At 39.8% G+C, this 22,723-nt stretch carries 16 protein-coding genes; 3 read left to right on the top strand and 13 right to left on the bottom strand.

All coding sequences use genetic code 11. From position 1 onward, the window contains the following. The first annotated feature begins 33 nt into the window (after nt 1–33). Nucleotides 34–1,602 carry a S8 family peptidase gene (locus IPZ59_RS13180; protein ID WP_236136516.1) on the top strand — a complete coding sequence of 523 codons (1,569 nt, stop codon included), beginning with the start codon at nt 34–36 and terminating at the stop codon, nt 1,600–1,602. An 86-nt stretch (nt 1,603–1,688) separates the two neighbouring features. On the opposite strand, the gene IPZ59_RS13175 is transcribed toward IPZ59_RS13180, so the two are convergent. The 4 genes from IPZ59_RS13175 to IPZ59_RS13160 form a co-directional block, all read right to left on the bottom strand. Then, nucleotides 1,689–2,396 carry a class I SAM-dependent methyltransferase gene (locus IPZ59_RS13175; RefSeq protein WP_236136515.1) on the bottom strand — a complete coding sequence of 236 codons (708 nt, stop codon included), beginning with the start codon at nt 2,394–2,396 and terminating at the stop codon, nt 1,689–1,691. Between the two features lie 82 nt (nt 2,397–2,478). Beyond that, entirely contained in the window at nt 2,479–3,810 is a 1,332-nt protein-coding gene (locus IPZ59_RS13170; protein WP_236136514.1) for a RagB/SusD family nutrient uptake outer membrane protein, read from the bottom strand. A 38-nt stretch (nt 3,811–3,848) separates the two neighbouring features. Continuing rightward, on the bottom strand, nt 3,849–6,827 hold the full coding sequence (locus tag IPZ59_RS13165; protein ID WP_236136513.1) for a SusC/RagA family TonB-linked outer membrane protein: 2,979 nt from the start codon (nt 6,825–6,827) through the stop codon (nt 3,849–3,851). Nucleotides 6,828–7,347: 520 nt separating this feature from the next. Beyond that, nucleotides 7,348–7,782, bottom strand: a complete 435-nt coding sequence (locus tag IPZ59_RS13160; RefSeq protein WP_236136512.1) for a hypothetical protein — start codon at nt 7,780–7,782, stop codon at nt 7,348–7,350. A 212-nt stretch (nt 7,783–7,994) separates the two neighbouring features. On the opposite strand from IPZ59_RS13160, the gene IPZ59_RS13155 reads away from it, so the two are divergent. Continuing rightward, on the top strand, nt 7,995–9,095 hold the full coding sequence (locus IPZ59_RS13155; RefSeq protein ID WP_236136511.1) for an alanine racemase: 1,101 nt from the start codon (nt 7,995–7,997) through the stop codon (nt 9,093–9,095). On the opposite strand, the gene IPZ59_RS13150 is transcribed toward IPZ59_RS13155, so the two are convergent. The 9 genes from IPZ59_RS13150 to IPZ59_RS13110 all read right to left on the bottom strand — a co-directional run bounded on the left by IPZ59_RS13150 (nt 9,088) and on the right by IPZ59_RS13110 (nt 19,202). Next, a complete protein-coding gene (locus IPZ59_RS13150; RefSeq protein ID WP_236136510.1) occupies nt 9,088–9,555 on the bottom strand; it encodes a porin family protein in 468 nt (155 codons plus the stop codon). The genes IPZ59_RS13155 and IPZ59_RS13150 overlap by 8 nt on opposite strands. A gap of 9 nt (nt 9,556–9,564) precedes the next feature. Beyond that, on the bottom strand, nt 9,565–10,386 hold the full coding sequence (locus tag IPZ59_RS13145) for a DUF2490 domain-containing protein (RefSeq protein ID WP_236136509.1): 822 nt from the start codon (nt 10,384–10,386) through the stop codon (nt 9,565–9,567). 10 nt (nt 10,387–10,396) lie between these two features. Further along, nucleotides 10,397–12,364, bottom strand: a complete 1,968-nt coding sequence (locus tag IPZ59_RS13140) for a hypothetical protein (RefSeq protein WP_236136508.1) — start codon at nt 12,362–12,364, stop codon at nt 10,397–10,399. Between the two features lie 153 nt (nt 12,365–12,517). After that, the gene (locus IPZ59_RS13135; protein WP_236136507.1) at nt 12,518–12,829 is read right to left on the bottom strand and encodes a hypothetical protein; all 312 of its coding nucleotides are present in this window, start codon (nt 12,827–12,829) and stop codon (nt 12,518–12,520) included. A gap of 128 nt (nt 12,830–12,957) precedes the next feature. Continuing rightward, on the bottom strand, nt 12,958–14,349 hold the full coding sequence (locus IPZ59_RS13130) for an arginine decarboxylase (protein WP_236136506.1): 1,392 nt from the start codon (nt 14,347–14,349) through the stop codon (nt 12,958–12,960). Nucleotides 14,350–14,476: 127 nt separating this feature from the next. After that, nucleotides 14,477–14,932 carry a hypothetical protein gene (locus tag IPZ59_RS13125; protein ID WP_236136505.1) on the bottom strand — a complete coding sequence of 152 codons (456 nt, stop codon included), beginning with the start codon at nt 14,930–14,932 and terminating at the stop codon, nt 14,477–14,479. 304 nt (nt 14,933–15,236) lie between these two features. After that, nucleotides 15,237–15,647, bottom strand: coding sequence for an RrF2 family transcriptional regulator (locus tag IPZ59_RS13120; protein ID WP_236136504.1), 411 nt, complete (start codon nt 15,645–15,647; stop codon nt 15,237–15,239). 41 nt (nt 15,648–15,688) lie between these two features. Further along, the gene (locus IPZ59_RS13115; RefSeq protein ID WP_236136503.1) at nt 15,689–16,561 is read right to left on the bottom strand and encodes a sulfite exporter TauE/SafE family protein; all 873 of its coding nucleotides are present in this window, start codon (nt 16,559–16,561) and stop codon (nt 15,689–15,691) included. Between the two features lie 79 nt (nt 16,562–16,640). Then, nucleotides 16,641–19,202: a TonB-dependent receptor gene (locus IPZ59_RS13110; RefSeq protein ID WP_236136502.1), complete on the bottom strand. Its 2,562-nt coding sequence runs from the start codon at nt 19,200–19,202 to the stop codon at nt 16,641–16,643. A gap of 233 nt (nt 19,203–19,435) precedes the next feature. On the opposite strand from IPZ59_RS13110, the gene IPZ59_RS13105 reads away from it, so the two are divergent. Beyond that, nucleotides 19,436–22,678, top strand: a complete 3,243-nt coding sequence (locus IPZ59_RS13105) for a TonB-dependent receptor (protein WP_236136501.1) — start codon at nt 19,436–19,438, stop codon at nt 22,676–22,678. The last annotated feature ends 45 nt before the right edge of the window (nt 22,679–22,723 follow it).

Genomic DNA, 22,723 nt, shown 5'->3' with positions numbered 1-22,723 from the left:
TCATTTTATAAATTTATAACCATCAATCTATTTATGTTTACAAAAAAATACGCTCAATGGCCAACCAAATGGGGAGCATTTCTTCTTGGTTTGGTCTTTCTCGCAGCTTCTTGTCAGGAAAAACAAGAAGACCGATCCATGATTCTTGATGCAGACATGGCATCTATCGACAAACTGGAAGGTCCCATTCCAGGCAAATACATTGTAGTCCTCCATGAGGAAACCTTGAATTTTAGAAAATCTGACAACTATGAGCTTGTACAAGCAGGTATGCGTGAAGTTGCTAGTGGTATCTTATCCCGCTATGATGTTGCGGATGAAGCAGTAGATGTAGTATTTGGTAACTTGATGCCTGGATTTGCTGTTTCCTTAACAGATAATCAGGTAGCTTTATTAAAAAATGATCCAGCAGTACATTATATCGAGCAAGATGGGTATGTACACGCTTATTCAACTACCCAAACGAATGCTACCTGGGGTTTGGATAGAATCGATCAGCGTAGCCTACCTTTAAATGGTACATATACCTACACTTCCACAGGTCAAGGAGTAACAGCATATATTATCGATACAGGTATTCGTACCGATCATGTGGAATTTGGCGGAAGAGCTCAAAGAGGCTTCGATGCATTTGGAGGTAATTCAGAAGATTGCAATGGTCACGGAACTCACGTGGCAGGGACCGTAGGTGGTACCACCTATGGCGTTGCAAAAAATGTAACCTTGGTTGGTGTGCGCGTATTGGATTGCAGAGGTTCAGGTTCTTTTAGTGGTGTGATCGCTGGTATGGACTGGGTAGCAGCGCAAGCAAATGGGCCTACTGTAGCAAACATGTCTTTAGGTGGCGGTAGCAGTACTTCTGTAAATGATGCGGTTGCCAGAATGTACGATGCAGGGGTTCCTGTGATAGTGGCCGCTGGAAACAGCAATGCCAATGCATGCAATGCATCTCCTGCTGGAGCTCCTAGAGCCTATACTGTGGGTTCCACCGTTAACAATGACACTCGCTCTTCTTTCTCCAACTTTGGAAATTGCGTGGACATTTTTGCTCCAGGTTCATCTATTACAGCTGCTTGGCATACAAGTTCTACAGCTATCAATACGATTTCTGGAACATCCATGGCCTCTCCTCACGTAGCTGGTGTAGCAGCCTTATTCTTGCAAGGAAGTCCTTCAGCTAGTGCTCAAGCAGTTTATAATTTCTTAACTGAAACCTCTACCAAGAATGTTGTAACTAATTCAAGTTCTGTAAATAACCATATGTTGTATTCCTTGGGAAGTGGCAGCACTACTCCTGATCCAGAGCCAGAACCTGAAAATCCAACTCCAGATCCAGAACCAGAGCCTGAGGAGCCTGCTGACGGTATTCAGCTGAGCGGTTCAGGTACAAAAGTACAAGGACGTTGGAGAGCTTCTTTAAGCTGGTCAGGTGCGGCTAGTGCACAAGTAGACATCTTCCGAAATGGTACTAAAATTGCAACAGTCAGCAATTCTGGCAGCTACACAGATCAGACCAACTTTAGAGGTGGTGGATCATTAACTTACACCGTTTGTGAAGCTGGAAGCAACAATTGTTCGAGCGCAGTCACCATAAATTTCTAAGAATTCAATCCTTTAAACATAAAAGCCAGTCCGAAATTAGGACTGGCTTTTTGTTATTCCCACTCACTGGAATCTGACAAACACTTTTACTTTGGCAGACTCGAGAGTACAAAGATTATACTGGAGGGTTGGTTAAGCTCCTTTCCTTGTGGCTCTAACAACTGCTGTAATTGAAAACCAGAATTTCTAAAAAGCAACATCCAGTCCTGTAGCGTACGGGCATACCAAGGATGTCCATTTGTGAAATTCCCAGGCAATCCTTTCCAAGCATCTGCCATCCACTGACTTTCATACCGCAACCCCATTGCAAGCATCGCTAAGGGATGGAGGGTTTGGATGTAGACTTTTCCATCTTGCCTTACCAACGGTTGTACTGCACGCAGCAGTGCTTCCGAATCAACATCCCCATACAAGCAAAAATTAAATATCAAGCCATCGAAAGGCTGATTAGCCAATTGATCCAACAATGGATATGTGATTTTCTTTTTGGACCAAGCAATGATCTCTTCAAAACTCAAGCATTCAAAAGAGTCTGACAAACCCTGTTTTTTAGCCGCTTCAATTAAGTCCCATGTACCATCAATGCCAAAGGTCCGTAAACCCTCCTTTTGCAGTGCGCGGCAAAGCCATCCCTCTCCACAACCAAGATCTAGGACACTCTTCCCATGGCAGCTTTGTAGCACTGTTGCCATGATGGCTGGATTGGTGATTGCCCTTGAAGGAATGCTGTTGGTATGCACAATATGAATCCACTCCTTTGCATTTGCCTTCCAGCTTTCAATTGTTTGACTCATTAGACTTTGTATTTATATGAAGGTATGATTAAAGGCATAAAAAAAGCTACTCTTTTCAAAGTAGCTTCTTTATTAACAAAGGTTAAATAGGTGGATTGGCTGGTGTGTTCGGGTTGTTGTTTCGTTCACGTAAGGGGAAAGGATAGAAATTTCTATTTCTTTCTTCTTGAAACTGTCGAGAACCCGTTGGAGCAGGACGATTGAATCTTCTACTATCGGCCAAACTCACCCCTGTTAGGAACAATTCCAACCTTCTATTGACATACACTTCATTTAATAAAGCTTCGATGGTCATTGCACCAGTGTATGGACTAAGGCCAGCATTGATTCCAAATGGATCATTAGTCTTGGTTCGCACTTCATTGATCGCAGCTACTGCTGCCGCCATATCCGGAGAAGGCTTTCTCAAATTTGCTTCTGCAATGATGAGAGGCATTTCACCAGGCAAATACACAGGAATCGGACCCGTATCTGTAGTGAAAAATCCTGCCAATGTTTCTAAGGGGAATCCGTTGATATTGACCGCCTCAGAAGGGACTAAGTAAAACTCAAACCTTCCATCGGCTGGGTCCAAATTGAAAATAGCCGGTAGACCAAAATTATCTCGTGGTCTAAAATTAGGAGCATTGTTTAAGAAAACACGTGCCCACACCGGGTTCTGATTCAATTGATCGTATGCAAATACGGAAGTAGATGCTCTATTCACTGCATTAGCCGCTGTAATCGCAGCATCATAATTCCCAGCAAATAAATTGAATCGGGCTAAATACGCATTGACAGCATTTCGTATGTCAATATTGCCACGAAGCAGGGCATTGCTAAACTCCGTACTGATATCTCCTGCAAGGTTGGTTCTTGCCACTTCCAATAGGCGGATAGCTTCTTGATAGGCCTGTTCTCTTGTAACAAACTGTGCTTGATTGTTTCGATTGGTCTGAATAACTACTTGGCTATAGTTTTGGGTCAATGCGCCAATAGCCATCGCCTTAAACCAAGAGCCATAGGCAATTAGATTTGCTCGTGTACTTGGTGCTAAATCAACTCGCTCAGCCCCTTGAATCAAATCTTCGCTCATGGACATTACCCGCAACATGGTAGCCCAAAGGCCTTCCACGTTGGCATTGAAGTCCTGCAAGGCATCTCCACCTTCCTCCAATTCTATCATATTGATAAAAGTCGTCGTAATGGCAGCTTCTCGTGTGGTTACTGCATTATTTTCTACCATAAATCGAATGCCAGATGTGGAATACACTTGTTTGATTCCCACGCCAAGTGCAAACAGACCCTCCCTTGAGTTGAGCACCTGTGCATCTGTGGGTGCATTGGGATTCGTAAATTCGGTTTCGCAGCTGACGCCTATCACCAAAATCAGGCTTAGGAATAGAGCTGCCAATGTATGTTGAGATCGTTTCATATATTGAAATTTTTGATCATTGAATTTCTTGATTATCATTAGAAAGTCAGATTTACACCCAACTGAATGGTTCTCGGAATTGGAACCCCACCAAAGTCAAAACCTCTGACTCCATTGCTTTGTCCCGGCGTATTGATTTCAGGATCCCAACCAGTATAATTATCAATCGAAAGAATATTTCTACCAATAAGGCTGAAGCGTACATTTTGGATACCATTTCCACGAGGTTTATAATTATACCCGATGGCCAATTCCCGTAATTTGACAAAGGAACCATCTTCCACAAACTCTTCAAAAATACCTGCTTGCACTCCTCCTGTTCCTTTCGGGATTTCTCCCAACAGTTCCCGTCCAGCATTTACGCCTCCTCCAAACAAGGCATTATCCAACAATCTCCTGTTCCAATTGAATACATCAAAACCGATCACAGCATCCCACTGCATTCTGAATGAGAAATTTTTATAGCTGAAATCATTGATGACCGAACCAAACCAATCCGGGTTTGGATCACCGATTACTTTTACATTTCTTCCCTCTTCCGTTACCCCTCTAAATGGAAAACCATCGGCATTCAGTGCAATATTTCCATTCGCATCCCTGGCATAAAACCCTTGGAAAAAGACTCCAATAGGTTCTCCAGCTCTAACCACCGAAGTACCAAAACTTCCTGGAAGTACCACTTGCTCTCCTACCACTTCCAATACTTCGTTTCTAATGCGAGTGTAGGTGGTGGTGATATCCCAGTTAAAATCTTTGGTTCTCACAGGATTGATGCGTAAAAGCAATTCAATCCCTTTATTTTGCATCCTTCCCACATTTTCAAATCTAGTAGTGAAACCTGTAGAGGAAGCCACTTCTCTTTGCAATAAAAGATCTGAAATTTGCTGGTTGAACACAGAAAACTCCAAGCCTATCCGGTCATTCCAAAAACTGGCATCCATACCATATTCAAACTCTTCCATGATTTCCGGCGCAAGATTTTCATTCCCCAACAAAGTAGAAGAAACTACCCCACTCACACCTCCTAAGGCAAAAGGGTTGTAATTCAAAAATCGGTCAAAAGCTCCAATTGCGGTTAAGTTACCTGCCTGACCCCATGAAGCACGTAGCTTTAAGTTACTGATATTATTACCAAAAGTTCTTTTAAAGAATTCCTCTTGGGAAATTACGTAAGATCCGCTCGCTTTTCCATAAAGCTGTGTCCGTTCCTCTGGTCCAAATACAGATGCACCGTCCAATCGTAAGGCGCCAGTTAAAAACAATTTTTCTTTGATCCCAAAGGTTTGTTGTACAAAACCACCCCAGTAAGAAACATCGCTTCTGCTGTCAATTGCACCGATGATGGTCCCTCCAATGGCTGTACGTACGGTCGGAGCAAGTCTGTCCGAAGTGAGCCCAATTCTGGTGAAGCCGTCTCGTTGCCAGGTACCTCCCACGACTGTGGTAGATCTAATGCTGGAAGAAAGATCTGTCTCATAGCTGATATTCAAATCATTATTGAATTGATACACATTGGCATCTCCTCTGGTAGCCCATCCCAAAGCATTGGAAGAAGTATTTCCCACAGGAATAAATCCAAAAGCAGATTGATTGTAATAATCAAAACCAAGAATGTATGTGATGTTGAGTTTTTCCGTAGGATTCGCATTGATCGTCAGGTTAGTGATCGCACGGTTGGTCGTCTGACCATAGTCAAACCGATTGACAGCTTCCAATGGATTGGAACGTGGCACCAATAATGAGGTCGCAGGATACACTCCCGATGCATCAGGTCTTGGATTGACACGGTTGTTGGAAAATACAAAACCTGTCAAAGCCCCATCTACTGCATTGATTCCACCGTTGGGCATATCCGCACTTTGACTGCGGCTGTAATTGACTCCAAAGCTGAATTTCAACCAATCGCTGACTGTTTGGTCCACATTTAATCGGGCACCAAAGCGCTCAAAATTTGTATTTTGAATGATTCCTCCATTATTCAAATATCCAAGGGAACCAAAATATTTGGTCTTTTCAGACCCTCCACTCACCGAAAGATTATTTTCTGTACCATAAGCAGTACGGAAAATCAAGTCCTGATAATCAAAACGCTCGACAGGAAAAGTTTCAAAATTGTTGCGATTTCCAGGAACTGTCCAATCCAATGGAACTTGATTATAAGGGATTTTTCTTCTTAATTCATTGGAACGGAAAGCAGTAGAAAAATTAAATTGTGGCTTTCCAGTCTTCCCTCTTTTTGTGAAAATTTGCACGACCCCGTTACTGGCTCGGGAACCATAGATTGCCGCAGCAGCTGCACCCTTCAACACTTCAATCCGCTCGATATCAGCTGGGTTGATATCTACGAGTCTATTTTGAGCTGTACCGCCGATGTCTACCAACTGATTACTATTATTGTTGATTAGAACACCATCAATGATATACAATGGATCTGAGCTTCCTGTAATGGTACTTGCTCCTCGTAAACGAACCGAAATACCACCCGCAGGATCTCCTGAATTTTGCTGTACCAAAGCACCTGCAATTTTCCCTGACAATGCTTGATCGACTGCAATTGCACCTGTTTCTTCTAACTCTCGTTGACCTACAGTAGCAATCGCGTTTCCGAGTTGCCTACGAGATGTGCCCGCAGATGTACCCGTGATGATAACTTCATCTAAGTTCATCAGATCAGGATTCAATGCAAAATTATTGGTGATCTCCGTTTGATTCCCCAAGGTAATCTCCAGGTTACGTGTGGCATACCCTATCGCTCTCACAACCAAACGTATTTGCCCAGGTCCTTGATTAACACTTAATACATAATTCCCGTCCAAGTCCGAAACAGCACCAATGCTCGTTCCAGTTATGGCTACCGTGGCTCCAAACACCTCCTCACCGGACCGGCTATCAGTAATTTTACCTTTCAGTGTATACGCCTGCTGACTGAAGGCCAACTGGGAGAATGCTAGAAAGGTAAAGGAAGTAAGCAAAAGCAACTTTCGAATGCTCTGCACAATGTTGTAATTGTCTGACATACTTTTATATTGGGTTAGTTAAAATGATTTTCAATAGGTTCATTAGGCAGCAAATAGTAGAAGCAACTATCTGTTTATCTCCTACGTTTTACTACAATTTTAGCAAATAATTGCTAAACAATAATTGTCTTTTATAAATTTTTTATTAAATACCGTTTGAAAAATAGAATATTTTGGCAGTTAAATGAAGTCAAAATTTTATTTTGAAGGCTTTTCTTTTTTCCAACAAGAACTGATTCAAAAAATCAGTCCTACTGTTATACTTGTAAATGAAATAAAAAAATAACTGGGATTGTAAGCAATGACATCTGTATGTAAATATTTCACTCATCATTATGCAGCTAATCGTCCACAGTCTTGCGAACATAGCGAATTGAAAAAAACTTCGTGAAATGATAAATGGCTACTGATAGGAATGCGGATAGATCTCATAATAAAAAAAGCATCCAACCTATGTTGGTTGGATGCTTTTTTTTAGATGCGATTCAATCTGCTTACTTGGAAGCAGCGGAGCGATGGCTTAACCAAGCCAGCTTTGCCAAGGAATCCTAGAGAGAATCAATACTAAACCAATTCCATACATCATGTAGATGGAGCGGAACTTAGCTGTGCTTTCGGTCAACTTTTTGGCACGAATATAACCTACTGAGATCACTGCGATGGCAATTATGTTAATGACAGGATGCTCCAAGGCTGTCAAACGTGCAACCTTATCTCCCATAGCTCCACCTCCGGTTAATAATGAGAAACCAATTGGGCTTACAAAATATAATATCAAACCAATTAAAAGCTGAAGGTGAGAGAGAATGAAGGCAATCATGGCAAATTTTCGATCTTTTTCTGAGAATTCACGCTTTCCTAGTGCACCTACCAATGCATAAATCATCACTATCAAGAGCGCTGCCAAGGCCAGATAAGCCAAACCCGAATGCAAATGCTTTAATCCTATGTACATATTTTCTGAATGTTTTAACTAAGGGACGAAAATAGCTTGGAAAGGTTGATAATCCAAGGGAAATTTAGTGTCTAGGTATTAGATGATAGGTTGGTGATGAATAGTGCTTATCTGATTACTTCCCTGTTAGCTGTCGTTTCTTTGTCCATTGATGCTGCATTTTGCGTTCCCTAAAAATATCTTTACTTTGGGTCTTTCAAAAAAAGACGCATATGCTCGAAACCATCACCTCTCCTACTCTTTTGATAGACGAAAAAATTTGCAGAAGAAATATTTCCCGCATGGCTGAGAAAGCAGCTAAGCATGGTATGGAACTGATCCCCCACATGAAAACTGCTCAGTCACATATCGTGGGTGAATGGTCCAGAGAGGTTGGCATTCGCGAAATAACGGTCTCTTCACTCAAAATGGCATCCTATTTTTCCAATAAGGGTTGGAGTACTATCCATATTGCATTTCCATTTAATCCTCGTGAGATTAACGCCTTCAACGAGTTGGCTTCTCAACAAAAACTATCCATTCAATTGGTGAATCCAGTAGTCACGCAACTAGTCGCAGAGAAGTTAACTTCAGCAGCTGGTTTTTTTATTGAAATAGACGCGGGATATGGACGAACGGGTGTTCCATACCAGCAAACAGCCATTATTGATGAGATACTTGCCGCAGCTGAGAAGAATCCCTTATTTTCATTCCGAGGGTTTTATATCCATCCGGGACATAGCTACTATACCAAAGATATTGTCGGTATTTATGAAGAAAGCAGGCTTGCTTTAGCCGAATTAAAGGCTTTATACATCGCTAAGTATCCAACTATTAAAACCAGAATTGGGGATACCCCCGGCTGTTCGGTGATGGATGATTTTGGAGATATTGATCAATTAGGGCCAGGTAATTTTATGTTTTATGATGTTACGCAGGTCGGTATTGGCAGCTGTAGCTTGGCTGACATAGCTGTTGCACTAGCCGTTCCGATAGTGGATATCCAAGTGGAGAAAGGTGAAATCCTCGTCCATGGAGGTGGGGTACATTTGTCCAAGGATGTTTTGTACGAACCCGATGGCAGTAAAAACTATGGAGAAGTAGTTTATTTGCGTGAAGGTGCTGCATGGGAAATTCCGAAGCAGCGCTCTTATGTCAAGAGTGTATCTCAAGAGCATGGGATAATCAAGGCTTCTGATGAATTATTGCAACAGGTCTCCGTTGGGGATCTGATAGGAATCTTACCTATTCACAGCTGCATGACGGCTGATTGTATGAAATCATATTATACCATTAATGGCCTTCATATAGATCATGCTGAGGGAGCTAGTTAATGAAATAGACTACCCCAAGCTTGAAAACCATTGCATTTCTTCCAAATGCTTGAAAACGGATTTCAGGGTTGAGTCCGATTTCATCTGACAATTTGATCATTCCTCCAGCTCCGAGATTCAATGAATTAAAATCAAATCTTCCAATTGGATTAAATTCAAACACCCTTCTGTAAAAACCGTAACCAGCAGTCACGTACCATTCTCGCTCTTTTTCAGTGAGGTAATAGCGAGCATTGATATCAAATCCTCTGGCATTACCAGTAGCAGGAGTAAAAAAAGTAAATCCAGAAGCAATAGAAAAATAATTAAGCGGAAAATACTCTCCAGTAAAGTTTAACCCTAAAAATGGAGTATCAGTTGGTATTTCGTAGGCATGTATTGCCCTCCACTGTCCTTTGTATTGAGCGTGAATACCGGAAGAAACCAATAAAAACAAAATCAGTAGACTAATTTTTTTCATATCTGCTGCTTAAAATGCGAAATCTCTGGTTATTGGTTTTCTATTTCCTCTAAAGTCAATGGTATACATGACGTTTAATCGGATCATGTGTCTGTTTCGATAGGTGCCTGGAATAGCTGTTGGCCCATAGGTCCACATATGCCCACCAAAAAACATATAATTATTAAAAGTATACCCAATAGCAGTGTACACTCGGTTCTCTTCAAAAATATTCCATGTCTGTCTATTCGATTGAAAAAAGAATTCATTAGATGGTGCTACAAAAAATGTTTTGTTTTCCATTCTTGGTTTATTCAAAGGAATATAACCTGTAATCTTATACCTCCATCTGTTTTTAAACTCATATGCTGAGCCCACTTCATTACCCCGTTGGAAGCGGTGTTCAAATCGAAACTGATGCAAAACTTTCACTGGCCCTACACCTTGCGTAAACAACCATTGATGCCAAAATCGTGTATCCAAGACAGAATCCAAAAAATCAGGATTTCCTCGATCGGGAGAAAACTGCCATACAATGGTAGGACCAAAAGTGACTTCAAAGTTATCTGTAAATAAGTAGGTGAATCCAAATCTATTATAGAGCTGACTCATCCTACCTACAAAATCCCAAGGGTTGTCTAAACTATTTCTCCTTCGGTAATGATTTTCTTGGTACCACCACCATTTTTCGGATAACCGAAGCTTGAGGTAAAGCCCATTCCAATTTTCAGTTGTTGTTTGAACATTTGTCCGTCCTGATGGTACTACTACGTCTTGAGCATAGGTATTCAGGTGAATCCCCATAAAAAAAATCAAAATTGCAGTAAATATAAAATTAGTTGTACGTAGCATATGTTATAAATTAAAGCTCCAATGCCGATTCGATTTTACTCGGCGAAGTTCTACGATTGAGCTTCCTTTCAATTGTTCTGGTATCTTGATTCCTTAAATCTGCCATTCGAAGTATCAGGTCTTGCACTTTTCTAGTCCAAACTTTTATTTGAGTGTAATCTTGTTCTTCTTGAATAGACTGCAAATAATATTCATACAATCGCTCAGCACTTTCAAATAAGCGCGCTTTGGTACGTTGATCGTAGCGTGTGTATACGTATGGATTGAACACATTTTCCATATACATCTCATCAAGCTTCTCCCAATTTTTTGTTAACCTCGATACTGAGACAAACTGTTCGCTCATCTCATCAATTAAATCCAACATCAAATCTGCCTCTGCTTTTTTCTCAGCAAACTTCTCAGCTTTGGCATATCGCTCGTTGATTTTATCAAAATTAGCTATCAATATATTGTTTTTGATGGCCTGCAGCATCAAAACCGTGGACTCATCTTTATTTTCTAAGCTATCGAATTTAGCTAAAAGCTTATCTTTGGATGATTTGATCGAATTCTCCAACTCTTTTAAATCAGCATCTTGTTCAATCAAAGATAATTGGCTATCCACATAGCGTGTGTATTCACCATTAATTGTGCTAATTTCTGAAATGTAAGCATCTAGTCCAGCAAAAAAATCAGTAGAAAAATCCTGGGTTTTATACGCTACTACGCGCGTCCTATTTTCTTCATCATATTGGTAGGCAATCGTATCGGTGGATGAAAGAAAGGATAAACCCTCTTCTGCCATGTTGACCACATCATAAAACTGTATGTCTTTTGATTTAAAAAGATTCATCAACTCATCAAACGCTTTCAACTTATTGAATTGATAATCGAAAAAGCTGTAAGCAAACGATAAACTGTCAGAACGTTGTCTATTTAACCTTAAAGCATTCCTGTCTTTATACGATTCTGTTGAACGTTTGAGTTGATCAAACCTACTTGGGAGTTCTTCAATGATTCGCTGCTGAGACCTACTCAATTCAAAGACAAACTTTTTTGTATGAATAGGGTATTCCTTTAATTCTTTGGATGGATTTACATATTGATCATCATACTGTAAAATCTTTACTAGAAAATCGGCCATGAATTTGTTCCCGTCAACTTGCGCCTGAAAAGCAATATTGTCAGACAAAAACCCATCGTTAAAAAAAATACCAAAGCTTTTATCAGCTATCCTAAAGCCTTTATTTTCTTCCGCATTGATTTGTTTTAATTTCTTGATTGTTTCAAAAAAGACAATCTCCTCTAGGACCTCATTCTCAAGTAGATCTCTCTGAACTAAACCGATTAAAAATCCATTCTCATAATTCCTTATTTCGCTAATCAGCATACCATCCCGATCGTAAACAAAGGTCCATTCCCCATGCATAATTCCTCCATCCTTAAGCTCTCCCCGAATGAAATGTGTATTTCTGCCTACGAAGGATTTAAATTGAAATTTTCCTTTGATATCTCCGGCACTGAATTCGAATTCTTCTGCCTCTGCCTTTTTTCGGAGTACTCCCTCAGAAAATTCATTTTCCTCAAATATCCAGCGTCCATTGGGAGTACCTTGGCTATAGTTGGCTTTAATTTTTATCTGACTGCTTTTTAGATCATATATGAGGTTGAAGTCCATAACATCTTGAGGATCTATTTGATGATCTTCATCCAAGTATTCCCATAACCCTGATTTAACATCCCTATTATAAATTCCATTAATTTCTGTTTTATAATACCTGGTTTTATCATCAGGATCTTGCTCTTTTCGTAGAAAATAAAACTCTCCTTGTTTGATCACTGCCCCTTCTGCACCCTCATTAAACTGAAAAGTTGCTGTACCATCCAACCCATTGAACTTATATTCGCCTTTGTATTCTCGTTGGGCAAACACATCATTTCCCAAGAAGATCAATAAAATCGTTTGTAGAATAATTGCAATGGAAAGTAATCTCATAAACTTTATTTAAAAAACACAATTTTGATTTAGAATTGAATTACAATTTTAAGAAGAATTTTATTCAATTTTGTGACCATTTATCAATTTTTAACGTTTGACCTTTTCTACAGTATCATTAAATAATTAAAAATTTTAATTATTTAATGATGATTACTTGATGAAGTATAATACACGAACGCTTCCGATTCTACCAAACTGACTCTCTGTTTGGATTTGGGGACGGACCTGTTCATCAATATATATGTGCACAAATTCTTTATTTTCCTCCTTGGCTTTTTTCACTAAGAGTTTTTCTAATCTTCGAATGATAGATTCACAACGCTCTAAAGAGTCCACACCCTTTAACTCCATAGATATCATTTCTGAGGTATCATCGGGCTTTGTTTCTAAGTAAACAACTTTTATACCATTAAGGTCAAATAGAAAGAAAAACGCAACACAAAGTATTAGATGAGGCATCATTGGATGTTAGTTTATAATAAAGAACAAAGAAGTTTGTATACTTTTAAAGAAATTGCAGCATAGATTAACCAATTTTTCACAAAAAAAGGCGGAAATCGAAACCGCCTTTTTTCTAAGTTTACTAGTAGTTATTGATACCCCAACACCTTCATCATACTTTCTGAGGTCTGCTCTGGTGCAAATAGCCAATGCTTAATGCTTCCATCAGGATTTCTATCGATAATCACATGCTTTGGAGCCGGAATCAAACAATGTTGAATTCCTCCATACCCGCCCAAAGACTCTTGGTAAGCACCTGTATGGAAAAAACCTATATACTGCTTTTGCCCTTCTTGAATCTTAGGCAAGTAAATATTGAATTGATGCGCTTCTGAATTATAATAATCCATGCTATCGCAGGTCAAGCCACCCAAGTTGATGTTGTGGTATTCCTCATCCCAATTATTGACTGCAAGCATGATATACTTTTGATTCAATCCCCAGCTATCCGGTAGTTGAGTGATGAATGATCCATCAATCATATACCAAAGTTCTTTGTCATTTTGAAGCTTCTCGTCCAAAACAGAATAAAGCACAGCCCCACTCTCTCCTACCGTATACGAACCAAACTCTGTGAAAATATGTGGTTCATCTGTATGGTTTTTAGCACACATCCATTTGATATTTTTCACGATTTGTTCAGCCATATACTGATAGTCATAATCGAAAAAGACATTATACTTAATTGGCCAACCGCCACCGATATCCATTGTATCCAAGGAAGGAGCAATTTTTTTCAAATCCACATATTTCTGAATAAAGCGCGTCAATTCAGACCAGTAGTACGCTGTATCCTTGATTCCTGAATTGAGGAAGAAATGAAGCATTTTTAAGCTTACCTGAGGATTATTTTTGATTTTTTCCTCATAGAGATTGATGATATCGCTGTAGCGAACACCCAATCGAGAAGTGTAAAAGCCAAACTTTGGTTCTTCATCCGCTGCAATGCGAATACCTACTTGAAAAGGAACGTTGACATGCTCCAAGTAATAGTCAATTTCAGTTAAGTTGTCTAATACAGGAATGCAATTGACAAAACCATCGTTCAATAACTCCGCGATGTATTGTCGATATAATTCACGCTTGAAACCATTGCAAACAATGTAAGTCTGTTTGTTGATTTTTCCTTGAGCAAATAAGGAGCGGACCAAATGAATATCGAAAGTACTGGAGGTTTCGATATGGATGTCATTTTTCAAGGCTTCATCTAAGACAAAACTGAAATGAGAGGACTTGGTACAATAACAATAGGTGTACTTACCTTTATAGTCGTGTTTTTCTATCGCATTCCCAAAATACGTCTTCGCATTCTGAATGTTTTCAGAAATTTTTGGAAGATAACTCAGTTTTAAGGGCGTTCCATACGCATTGATGATTTCCATCAAATTCACTCCGTTGAAATGTAATTCATTATTTTCAACATGAAACTCCTTTGTGGGGAAATCAAATGTCTGTTGGATCAGATCGTTGTATTGATTCATCGTGGAATGGGATAGATTTTTTTTGTAACCAACTACAAAATTTGCTTAATAGTTCGGAAAATCAAATGAAAAAAGGGAAAAATCAAAAGATCCTTCCCTTTAACTATAAATCTAAAACACCAAACAATTAAAATAATTCATTTCTCAATAAACGCTCTTGCGCGCGATGTTTCCTCTCATTGAAAATTACTTGCGCAAGAACACGCTTAAACCGCAACTCTTTTGATAGATAATTTTCGATCCTCTTTAACTGAATCAGTAACGCCTGCTCTTCATGCTTGTAAAGGCGAAAAATAAACGAATCATTCTCCTTTTGATAATCAATTAACTTCCCTGAAAGACCTCCCAACGACAAAATGGTTTTTAGTAAATGCTTTATCTTACTTTCCTTTACAGAACAATAAAAAACCTGAAAAACCTCTTTCTTTTCAGGGAAATTAGGAAATGAAAAAGATCCTGTGGAATCAACTTGTATCCAAGCACAAGAATGAAACCAATCGGCTAAAGTGGTTACCTGTTCCACTTGAGAAGTGGACTGAACACTCAACTGTGGATATACAATGCTTTTTGCTACTTGTGACATAAAGGATAGAGTTTAGAATCAATGACCCAAAAGTAGAAAGGAAAATTTATTTATCCTAATTACCCTATAATTTTTATAGGTTATTAAAGGATTTAAATGCATTTTTTCAAATTAAGCCAAAGAGGCACTACTGATTGGATTAGTGTGCCTAGCAAGTGTCAAATTTTATGAGCTTTTAAAAGAGCAGAGGTATCCTTTTAAAGTGTCCTACTACCTTGGGAAAGTGGAGCAACATGTTGAAGAGAAAAGAACTCCTGATGAAAAAATAGAGAGAAACCTTTGAAGATAAAAACTATTCGTTTCCTCATAACTGACTCAACTCCACAATGGAACAATCAAGGACTTTCACCATCTGAAAACGCAAACGGGCAAAAAGCTTTCGGATAGAACAGGTTTCCTCATCGGTACATTCCCCACAAGACTCGTAGAATTTCTCGGAGACACATGGGATTAATGCGATAGGACCATCAATCATCCTCATCAATTGAGCAACAGTAATTTCTTCTGGATTTTTTGCTAAAGTGTAGCCTCCTACCGCTCCTCTCGTGCTCTTAACTACTTGGTGACTTTTGAGTTCTCTCAGAATATTTTCTAAAAATTTATATGGAATCTTTTCTGACTCTGCAATGGTTTTAGCTGCTATTGGGCCCTTGCCATGCTGAGCATGTAAATAAAGAATTGTTTTGAGGGCATATTTTGCTTTTTTAGAGAGCATAACGATATAATTATGCCCCAAAATACAGAATTCAATGGTAATTACACTATAGACAAATAAAAGGTCCGGATACTCAAGCCAATTACCAGCATGCCAACCATGAACATCAAGACTTTAGGATTTAACTTTTTACAGATCAACGCTGCAAAAGGTGAGGCAATTACACCGCCTATTATCAACCCTAAAATTGGCGCTAAACTTAATTCATGGACAAAAAAGAAAAAAGTACTAGCGCTTGCTAGGGAGACGAATATCTCCACAAAGTTACCAGTTCCGATAGCCTTTCGGGGAACCTGACCTTTACCCATCAACGTAGAATTTACAACAGGGCCCCATCCCCCACCTCCAATGGAGTCAACAAATCCACCCACAGTGGCTAGGTAAGGTAAAGATTTGGCCTGCTTATCAAAAGCTTTCTTTGGCTTTCTGAATACTTTTCTGATGATAATCCCTCCCATGACCATCAGATAGACTGCTATGTAAGGCTTCACTTGATTACCATCAATGGAAGAAAGAAAAAATGCACCAATTACAGCACCCAACACCCCTGGAATCAATAACCGCTTGGCCAAGGACCAGTCCACATTACCCAGTTTCATATGCGATATCCCAGATGCCAGACTCGTAAAAACTTGTGCAATATGCACCCAAGCGCTTGCGACTGCCGGTGGAATTCCAATCCCCAATAATATGGAATTGGAACTTACTCCATAGGCCATCCCCAAGGCTCCATCTATGGTCTGTGCAATAAATCCTACCAAAAGAAACCAAAAAAACATTTCTCTATCAAGGGTTTGAAAATCTAGCAAATCGGAAAAGGTATGGAAAGATAGGCTGACTAGTACCATAAAACTCGCCAAGAAAAATAAAAACCAAAATGGCTGATCTTTAATCGTAAGTACCAATCTTTCCATAATCCCTATAATTTTTATAGACTTCAAACTTAAGGTAAAATTTAGCATTACCCAACAAATCCTATATTTTTAATATGAATTATTTTTCAACAAAATTAAACCTCACGGTAAACCCAACTGTGCGTGGGTCTCCAAGAACTGCTGCAAAATGGCCCACATTGCCTGCTCCAGGTAGCAATTGTTCAAAATACTGCGTATCCGTCAGATTTCTTGACCATACAAAGAGCGTAAATCCATAGTCTCCTCTAAATCCAGCTCTTGCATTCATAACTCCATAGCCATCAATATTCAAATAGCGGGATGGTGAGGGACTGCTGGAAAACTCAGAACGGAAAAATAGTTCGGTAGCAACAAAGACTTCCCCTTTAAGTCCTAAAAATTTTGATTGGTGGCTCCATTCTCCTCCTGCTGAACCTGCCCATCTTGATATGCCCGGCAGCCTACCTCCTGAGATATCCTTGAAGCTCTCCCCTCCTACTTCCTCCAATGGAACAGGAGCATTGGTAAACTTTACATATCTGGCATCCGTATAGGCTAGTGCTCCAAATAGCTGGATATTTGAACGTATTTTTAGTGACACATCCAACTCTGCCCCGGCAACGTTGACTTCCTCGGCATTGGCAAGGTATCCTCTATTCACTGATAAGTCCGGAGTCTGAACTAATGTCTGAAAATTTTGAATGGATGTATTAAACAAGGTAAGGTTAGCTGTACTTTTAGAAGTTGGGGAAGTTTTGATTCCTCCTTCGATATGCGTGACAAACTCGGGTTCTATTCTCGCCAATTCAATCATCGTTCGCCCATTTTCTCTGGGTAATCCTCCCAAATTAATCCCCACTGGCTTAAAATTGGTAGAAAATGTACCAAAGGTATTGATCTTGGATGTCGGCCTGTAAGCCAGGGTTACCTGACCAGAAAAATTTGATTCGTCCACCATTGCCTGAAACTCCTGATCATTATAGACCGATTGTTGCAAGGCGATCAACACAGGGTCATCGGTTTGAAGACCGCCATACGTTTCCCGATTAAAATACACCTGCTTTTCATCGTAGTTCCATCTGATTCCGGGTAGGAGACTTACTTTGTCACTGATCTTCCAATCCAACTGTCCGAATACCGCTCCACTAAAGGATTGCAAGCGGTTGGTTGTTCTGATCCCAAATCCATCCAATAACCCCGGAGTTCTCCACAATGGGTTTTGGTTGTTTTGAACAAATCTCCACTGATGAATTCCTGACTCTTCGGTATGGAAAGGATCTGACTTTAAATCTTGCCATAAAGCAAATACACCTATTACTCCGCTGAGTCTGGAATTGAAATCACCAGCATAACGTATTTCCTGCGACCACTGATCATGGCGAGAGGGTGCTTGAGAAAGACTTAGCGCTTGTAAACCTGTAAAATCCCGGTCATTGGAAGGGTCCCAATTCCAATATCTCCAAGCACTTGTGGAAGTCAAGGTCCCACCCCAAAGATCTGCATCTACATTGACCGAGACCCCACCAACATCATTTCCAGATCTCCATGGAGTATCATGATCAATAAGACGATCAAATGGATTCATACTTGGCAAGGAATAGTTTAAATCTTGAATAATAGTATTGAACTGCCGAAAAGGTGCTCGTTGTGTTTCGACTACTCCTGCCACTACTTGAGCAAAACCATTCGGTCGCTGTCGGGTGACATCTCCCGCTACCAACACCTCTACTTTTTCAGATGGCACGTACAACAATTGTCCCCGTACCCCTAGATTATTCAAATCATTGGTGAATTTTTGAGTAGCTACATTGTAAATCAAGCCATCTCTTCTTGTACCCGAAAAAGAAAGTCTTCCTGCCAATTTTTGAGATAATGGACCTGTGATAGATCCTCTGGTTTGGACAAAACCATAGTTCCCAAAACTAGATTCAATGGTCGCATCCGGTTGAAATCTCGGCCTACGGGTGGTAATATTGAATGCACCTGCTGTTGTATTTTTCCCAAATAGTGTTCCTTGAGGCCCTCTTAACACTTCGATTTGGTCCACATCTATAAAATCCAAGGCCGTAACCGCAGGACGTGCAAAAAATACTCCATCCACATAAAAACCAACTCCTGGATCAATTCCATCATTGGTCAATCCGAAAGTTGAGCCCAAACCTCTAATGTTCAAGGTAGTATTCCGTGGGTTGGAGGAATACAACTGTACAGAAGGAACCAATTCTTTTAGGCGATTGACATTAAAAGCTTGGGCATCTTCTACCAAAGCCCCACCTATGACAGACACTGCAATGGGAACTGCCTGAATTTCTTCCTGTCTACGTCGGGAAGTAATGAGCACCTCTGCCAATTCGAAATCGTCCTCTAATATAATATCTAATCTAGAAGCCGCATTTTCTCGATTGACAGTAATCTTTTTTGCCTTGTAACCAACCAAAGAGACTTGAATAGTCACAGGAAAGTTGATTTCTCCAGTCAATGTAAACAAACCCTCCAAATCAGAGATTCCAAAAATATTTCCAGGAGGGATAAAGATGGAAGCTGCAGGAATCGCTTCTCCTTTTTCATCCACTATTTTTCCTTGGACAACTTGTTGGGCATAAGATGGAGCAAACGCCAATAATAAAAATATCAGCAGCAACAGTGTATTAAATTTATACATATCCTATAGTTTTTGTATGTTTTATTTTGCAAAACTAATGTGAATTTTTTTCAATACTATTCTTTTCCTATCTTTTTTGTAGGGAATAAAAAAATTGTTTCATGGAAACCCACATTGGGGCATTATCCCAACAGTAGAATCCCCAATAAATGGATTGAAACTGCCTCATTTCGCGAAAATTGGCATCGGCACAGTAAATGCCATTAAGTTTTTAAAACCAACATAAGCTACCAATGAGAAAAATTACTACCATAATTTCTTTAGGGTTATTGCTTGTACTTTTTGTAAGTTACAACAATACCAAGGCTCAGGGAGTCACGAGTGCTGGAATGACAGGACTCATCACTGATGATATGGATGAACCACTACCTGGGGCAACCATTCAAGCTCTCCATACACCTTCTGGAACATCTTACACGATGGTCACCCAAACAAATGGCCGCTTCACCATCCCCAACATGCGTACTGGGGGGCCCTACAGGGTTGAAGTTTCCTTTATTGGGTTTGAAACTAAAGTATATGAAAACATAAATTTGGCTTTGGGGCAACGCTACGTTTTAAATACAAAGATGAGTGATGAAGATTTTGAATTAGATGCCGTTGTTGTCGCTGGATTTAGGGACAACTTGCTCAATGATGAACGAACAGGTGCTGCAACTACTATCAATAGAGAGTCATTAACAACGATGCCTACCCTCAGCAGAAGCGTGCAGGATTTTACCCGATTGACTCCTCAATCCAACGGAGAGTCTTTTGCCGGACAGGACCCTAAGGCTATCAACTTTTCTTTGGATGGTAGTATTTTCAACAATGCTTTTGGACTTTCCGGATCAATCCCTGGGGCTCCAACCAACTCTACTCCTATTTCTCTGGATGCTATTGAAGAAATACAAGTAAACATTGCCCCTTATGATGTAACCCAAGGTGGATTTACCGGTGCTGCTATTAATGCAATCACACGGTCCGGAGATAATGAATTTAGAGGTTCTGCATTTATAACCAACAGGAATGAAAGACTTGTCGGATCCAACGCAAGAGGAACCGAAGTAGTCACCAGTGATTTCAATGTGCAGCAGTACGGATTTAGATTGGGTGGTCCAATTATCAAAAACAAGTTATTCTTTTTCGTTTCGGCAGAATCCGAACGAAGATCAGATCCCAATTCCCCATTTGTTGCAAGCGCACCAGGAAGAACAGGCGCCAATGTAACCCGAGTACTACAATCTGATATGGATGAATTGAGGAATTTCTTGGTTTCCAATTTTGACTATGACCCAGGATTGTACGAGGATTATAATTTACCTACAGTTTCTGACAAATTTTTGATCAAATTCGACTATAACATCAATGAAAACCATCATCTAAGCGCCCGATTCAATACCTTGATTTCTTCAAGAGATAGACCAGTGGCACGTACATCTTTGGGATTTGGTGGAAGAAACCAAAACCTATTTTCACTCAATTTCCAAAATTCAAATTACTTATTGAACGATAATATTTATTCAGGTATCATTGAACTCAACTCATCATTCGGGAACAGATTTTCTAATGAATTACGATTTGGGCTTACCTCCAATAGAAACTTCAGAAGTTGGGAAGGCGGAGATTTCCCTATGGTAGATATATTGCAGGATGGAAGAAATTACATCACATTCGGTACAGATTTACTTTCACCTAATAGAGCACTCAACTCGGATGTTTGGCAGTTTCAAAATAATTTTTCAGCTTACTTAAATAACCATACCCTTACCGCAGGGGTAAATTTTGAACTCTTTAATTTCGAATACACCTTTACTCCTACCTTCTTTGGTCATTATGTCTACAATTCTTTGGATGATTTTTATCGGGATGCGGCAGGAGAAGCAATTGAATTAAGGAGATTTCAACGACAATTCTCAGCTCTTGCCGATGGATCTGTACCAACAGCAGTGACCAGGGCATACATTGCAAGTGCCTATGTACAAGATGAGATCAATGTTACGAATAATTTTAAGTTGACACTAGGAGTTAGATTAGATGTGCCATTCTATGATCAAACAGCTCTACTTAATCCTGAAGCTGCAACGCTTGATTTTAGAAGGCCCAATGGAGAACCTATTGAAATCAGAACAGATAGACTTCCCGAACCGCAATTTATGTGGAGTCCACGGCTTGGCTTCAATTGGGATGTGACAGGTGATCGAACTTTCCAAATCAGAGGGGGGACGGGGTTATTCTCCGGTAGACCAATTTATGTCAACATTTCCAATATGGTCAATACCAATGGGATGCTGCAAGGCCAAATCAGAGAAGACAATACAACGAATTTCCCATTCAATCCAGATCCAAATGCTTACATTCCTCAGAATGGAGGCAGACCTGAAACTTACGATCTAGCGTACATAGATCCCCGATTTAGAAATCCGCAAGTGTGGCGAACAAACATAGGAATTGATAAAGAAATATGGGGCGGAATTGTGGCTACTGTAGAAGGTATTTACACTTCACAGGTGCATGATTTGATTTTCTATGATGCAAATTTACTACCATCATCGAGAAACTTAGCAGGACCGGACAATCGCCCACTATATGGTTTCTCAGATGAAGCTAATCGGAGAAATCCAACTATTACCAATGCTGTAGTTATGGATAATACATCAAAGGGATACTCTTACAGTTTGACATTCCAATTGAAAAAATATTTTGACAACGGTCTTCATGCTATGGCAGCTTATACGTATGCCGAAGCCAAAAACATGGTAGATGGAAATACGCAGCATTTTTTATCGTATGAAAACATCCACTCCGTAAGAGGAGGGAATTTCCCTGAACTTGGGTTCTCTCTAGATGACCAAAGACATCGATTGATCAGTTCAGTAGGTTATAAAAAAGAATATGGGAAAAATTACGCCTCTACCATTTCCTTGTTTTATGAACTTAGAAATCAAGGTGTAGATTCGTATGTCTATAACACTGATATCAATGGGGATTTGATAGCAGGAAATGATTTGATATTTGTACCAACCGAATCCCAATTGCAAGAGATGCAGTTTGAACCATTCACCTTAAATGGCATAAGCTATACGGCTCAAGACCAACGGGATATTTTCAATGAATTTATCCAACAAGACTCCCATCTTAATTCAAGAAGAGGTATGTATGCCGTGAGAAATGCAGTTCAATTTCCCTTAGTCGGTAGATTGGATTTATCATTCATGCAGGAATTCTTCATCAATGTAGGGGGCAAGAGAAATACCTTGCAATTGCGTGCGGATGTTTTCAACTTCACCAATATGCTCAATAACAATTGGGGAACTGGTCAAATCATTGCCAATGAAAGCCCTATCGGCATTGTCAATATTGATCCGATAACCAATGTGCCTACCTATCGCCTCAATCCATCAGGTGGAGAGATTCCTCGCAATTCATTTGTTAGAACAGCCAACATAGGTGATGTTTGGCAGATGCAATTAGGCGTTAGATATATTTTCAATTAAACCCCAACCAAAAAAAGGCAGCCAATCTTGGCTGCCTTTAAACAC

Source organism: Mongoliitalea daihaiensis, assembly GCF_021596945.1.
Lineage (GTDB): Bacteria > Bacteroidota > Bacteroidia > Cytophagales > Cyclobacteriaceae > Mongoliitalea > Mongoliitalea daihaiensis.
The sequence above is the reverse complement of the archived record's forward strand: the minus strand, read 5'-3'. Positions and strand labels throughout refer to the sequence as shown.

Excerpts from the sequence above, each read along its gene's own strand:
- IPZ59_RS13110 (WP_236136502.1), bottom strand. The coding sequence starts at position 19,202 with ATGTATAAATTTAATACACTGTTGCTGCTGATATTTTTATTATTGGCG.
- IPZ59_RS13145 (WP_236136509.1), bottom strand. The coding sequence starts at position 10,386 with ATGCTACGTACAACTAATTTTATATTTACTGCAATTTTGATTTTTTTT.
- IPZ59_RS13155 (WP_236136511.1), top strand. The coding sequence starts at position 7,995 with ATGCTCGAAACCATCACCTCTCCTACTCTTTTGATAGACGAAAAAATT.
- IPZ59_RS13175 (WP_236136515.1), bottom strand. The coding sequence starts at position 2,396 with ATGAGTCAAACAATTGAAAGCTGGAAGGCAAATGCAAAGGAGTGGATT.
- IPZ59_RS13135 (WP_236136507.1), bottom strand. The coding sequence starts at position 12,829 with ATGATGCCTCATCTAATACTTTGTGTTGCGTTTTTCTTTCTATTTGAC.
- IPZ59_RS13115 (WP_236136503.1), bottom strand. The coding sequence starts at position 16,561 with ATGGAAAGATTGGTACTTACGATTAAAGATCAGCCATTTTGGTTTTTA.
- IPZ59_RS13170 (WP_236136514.1), bottom strand. The coding sequence starts at position 3,810 with ATGAAACGATCTCAACATACATTGGCAGCTCTATTCCTAAGCCTGATT.
- IPZ59_RS13140 (WP_236136508.1), bottom strand. The coding sequence starts at position 12,364 with ATGAGATTACTTTCCATTGCAATTATTCTACAAACGATTTTATTGATC.
- IPZ59_RS13160 (WP_236136512.1), bottom strand. The coding sequence starts at position 7,782 with ATGTACATAGGATTAAAGCATTTGCATTCGGGTTTGGCTTATCTGGCC.
- IPZ59_RS13180 (WP_236136516.1), top strand. The coding sequence starts at position 34 with ATGTTTACAAAAAAATACGCTCAATGGCCAACCAAATGGGGAGCATTT.
- IPZ59_RS13125 (WP_236136505.1), bottom strand. The coding sequence starts at position 14,932 with ATGTCACAAGTAGCAAAAAGCATTGTATATCCACAGTTGAGTGTTCAG.
- IPZ59_RS13120 (WP_236136504.1), bottom strand. The coding sequence starts at position 15,647 with ATGCTCTCTAAAAAAGCAAAATATGCCCTCAAAACAATTCTTTATTTA.
- IPZ59_RS13150 (WP_236136510.1), bottom strand. The coding sequence starts at position 9,555 with ATGAAAAAAATTAGTCTACTGATTTTGTTTTTATTGGTTTCTTCCGGT.
- IPZ59_RS13165 (WP_236136513.1), bottom strand. The coding sequence starts at position 6,827 with ATGTCAGACAATTACAACATTGTGCAGAGCATTCGAAAGTTGCTTTTG.
- IPZ59_RS13105 (WP_236136501.1), top strand. The coding sequence starts at position 19,436 with ATGAGAAAAATTACTACCATAATTTCTTTAGGGTTATTGCTTGTACTT.
- IPZ59_RS13130 (WP_236136506.1), bottom strand. The coding sequence starts at position 14,349 with ATGAATCAATACAACGATCTGATCCAACAGACATTTGATTTCCCCACA.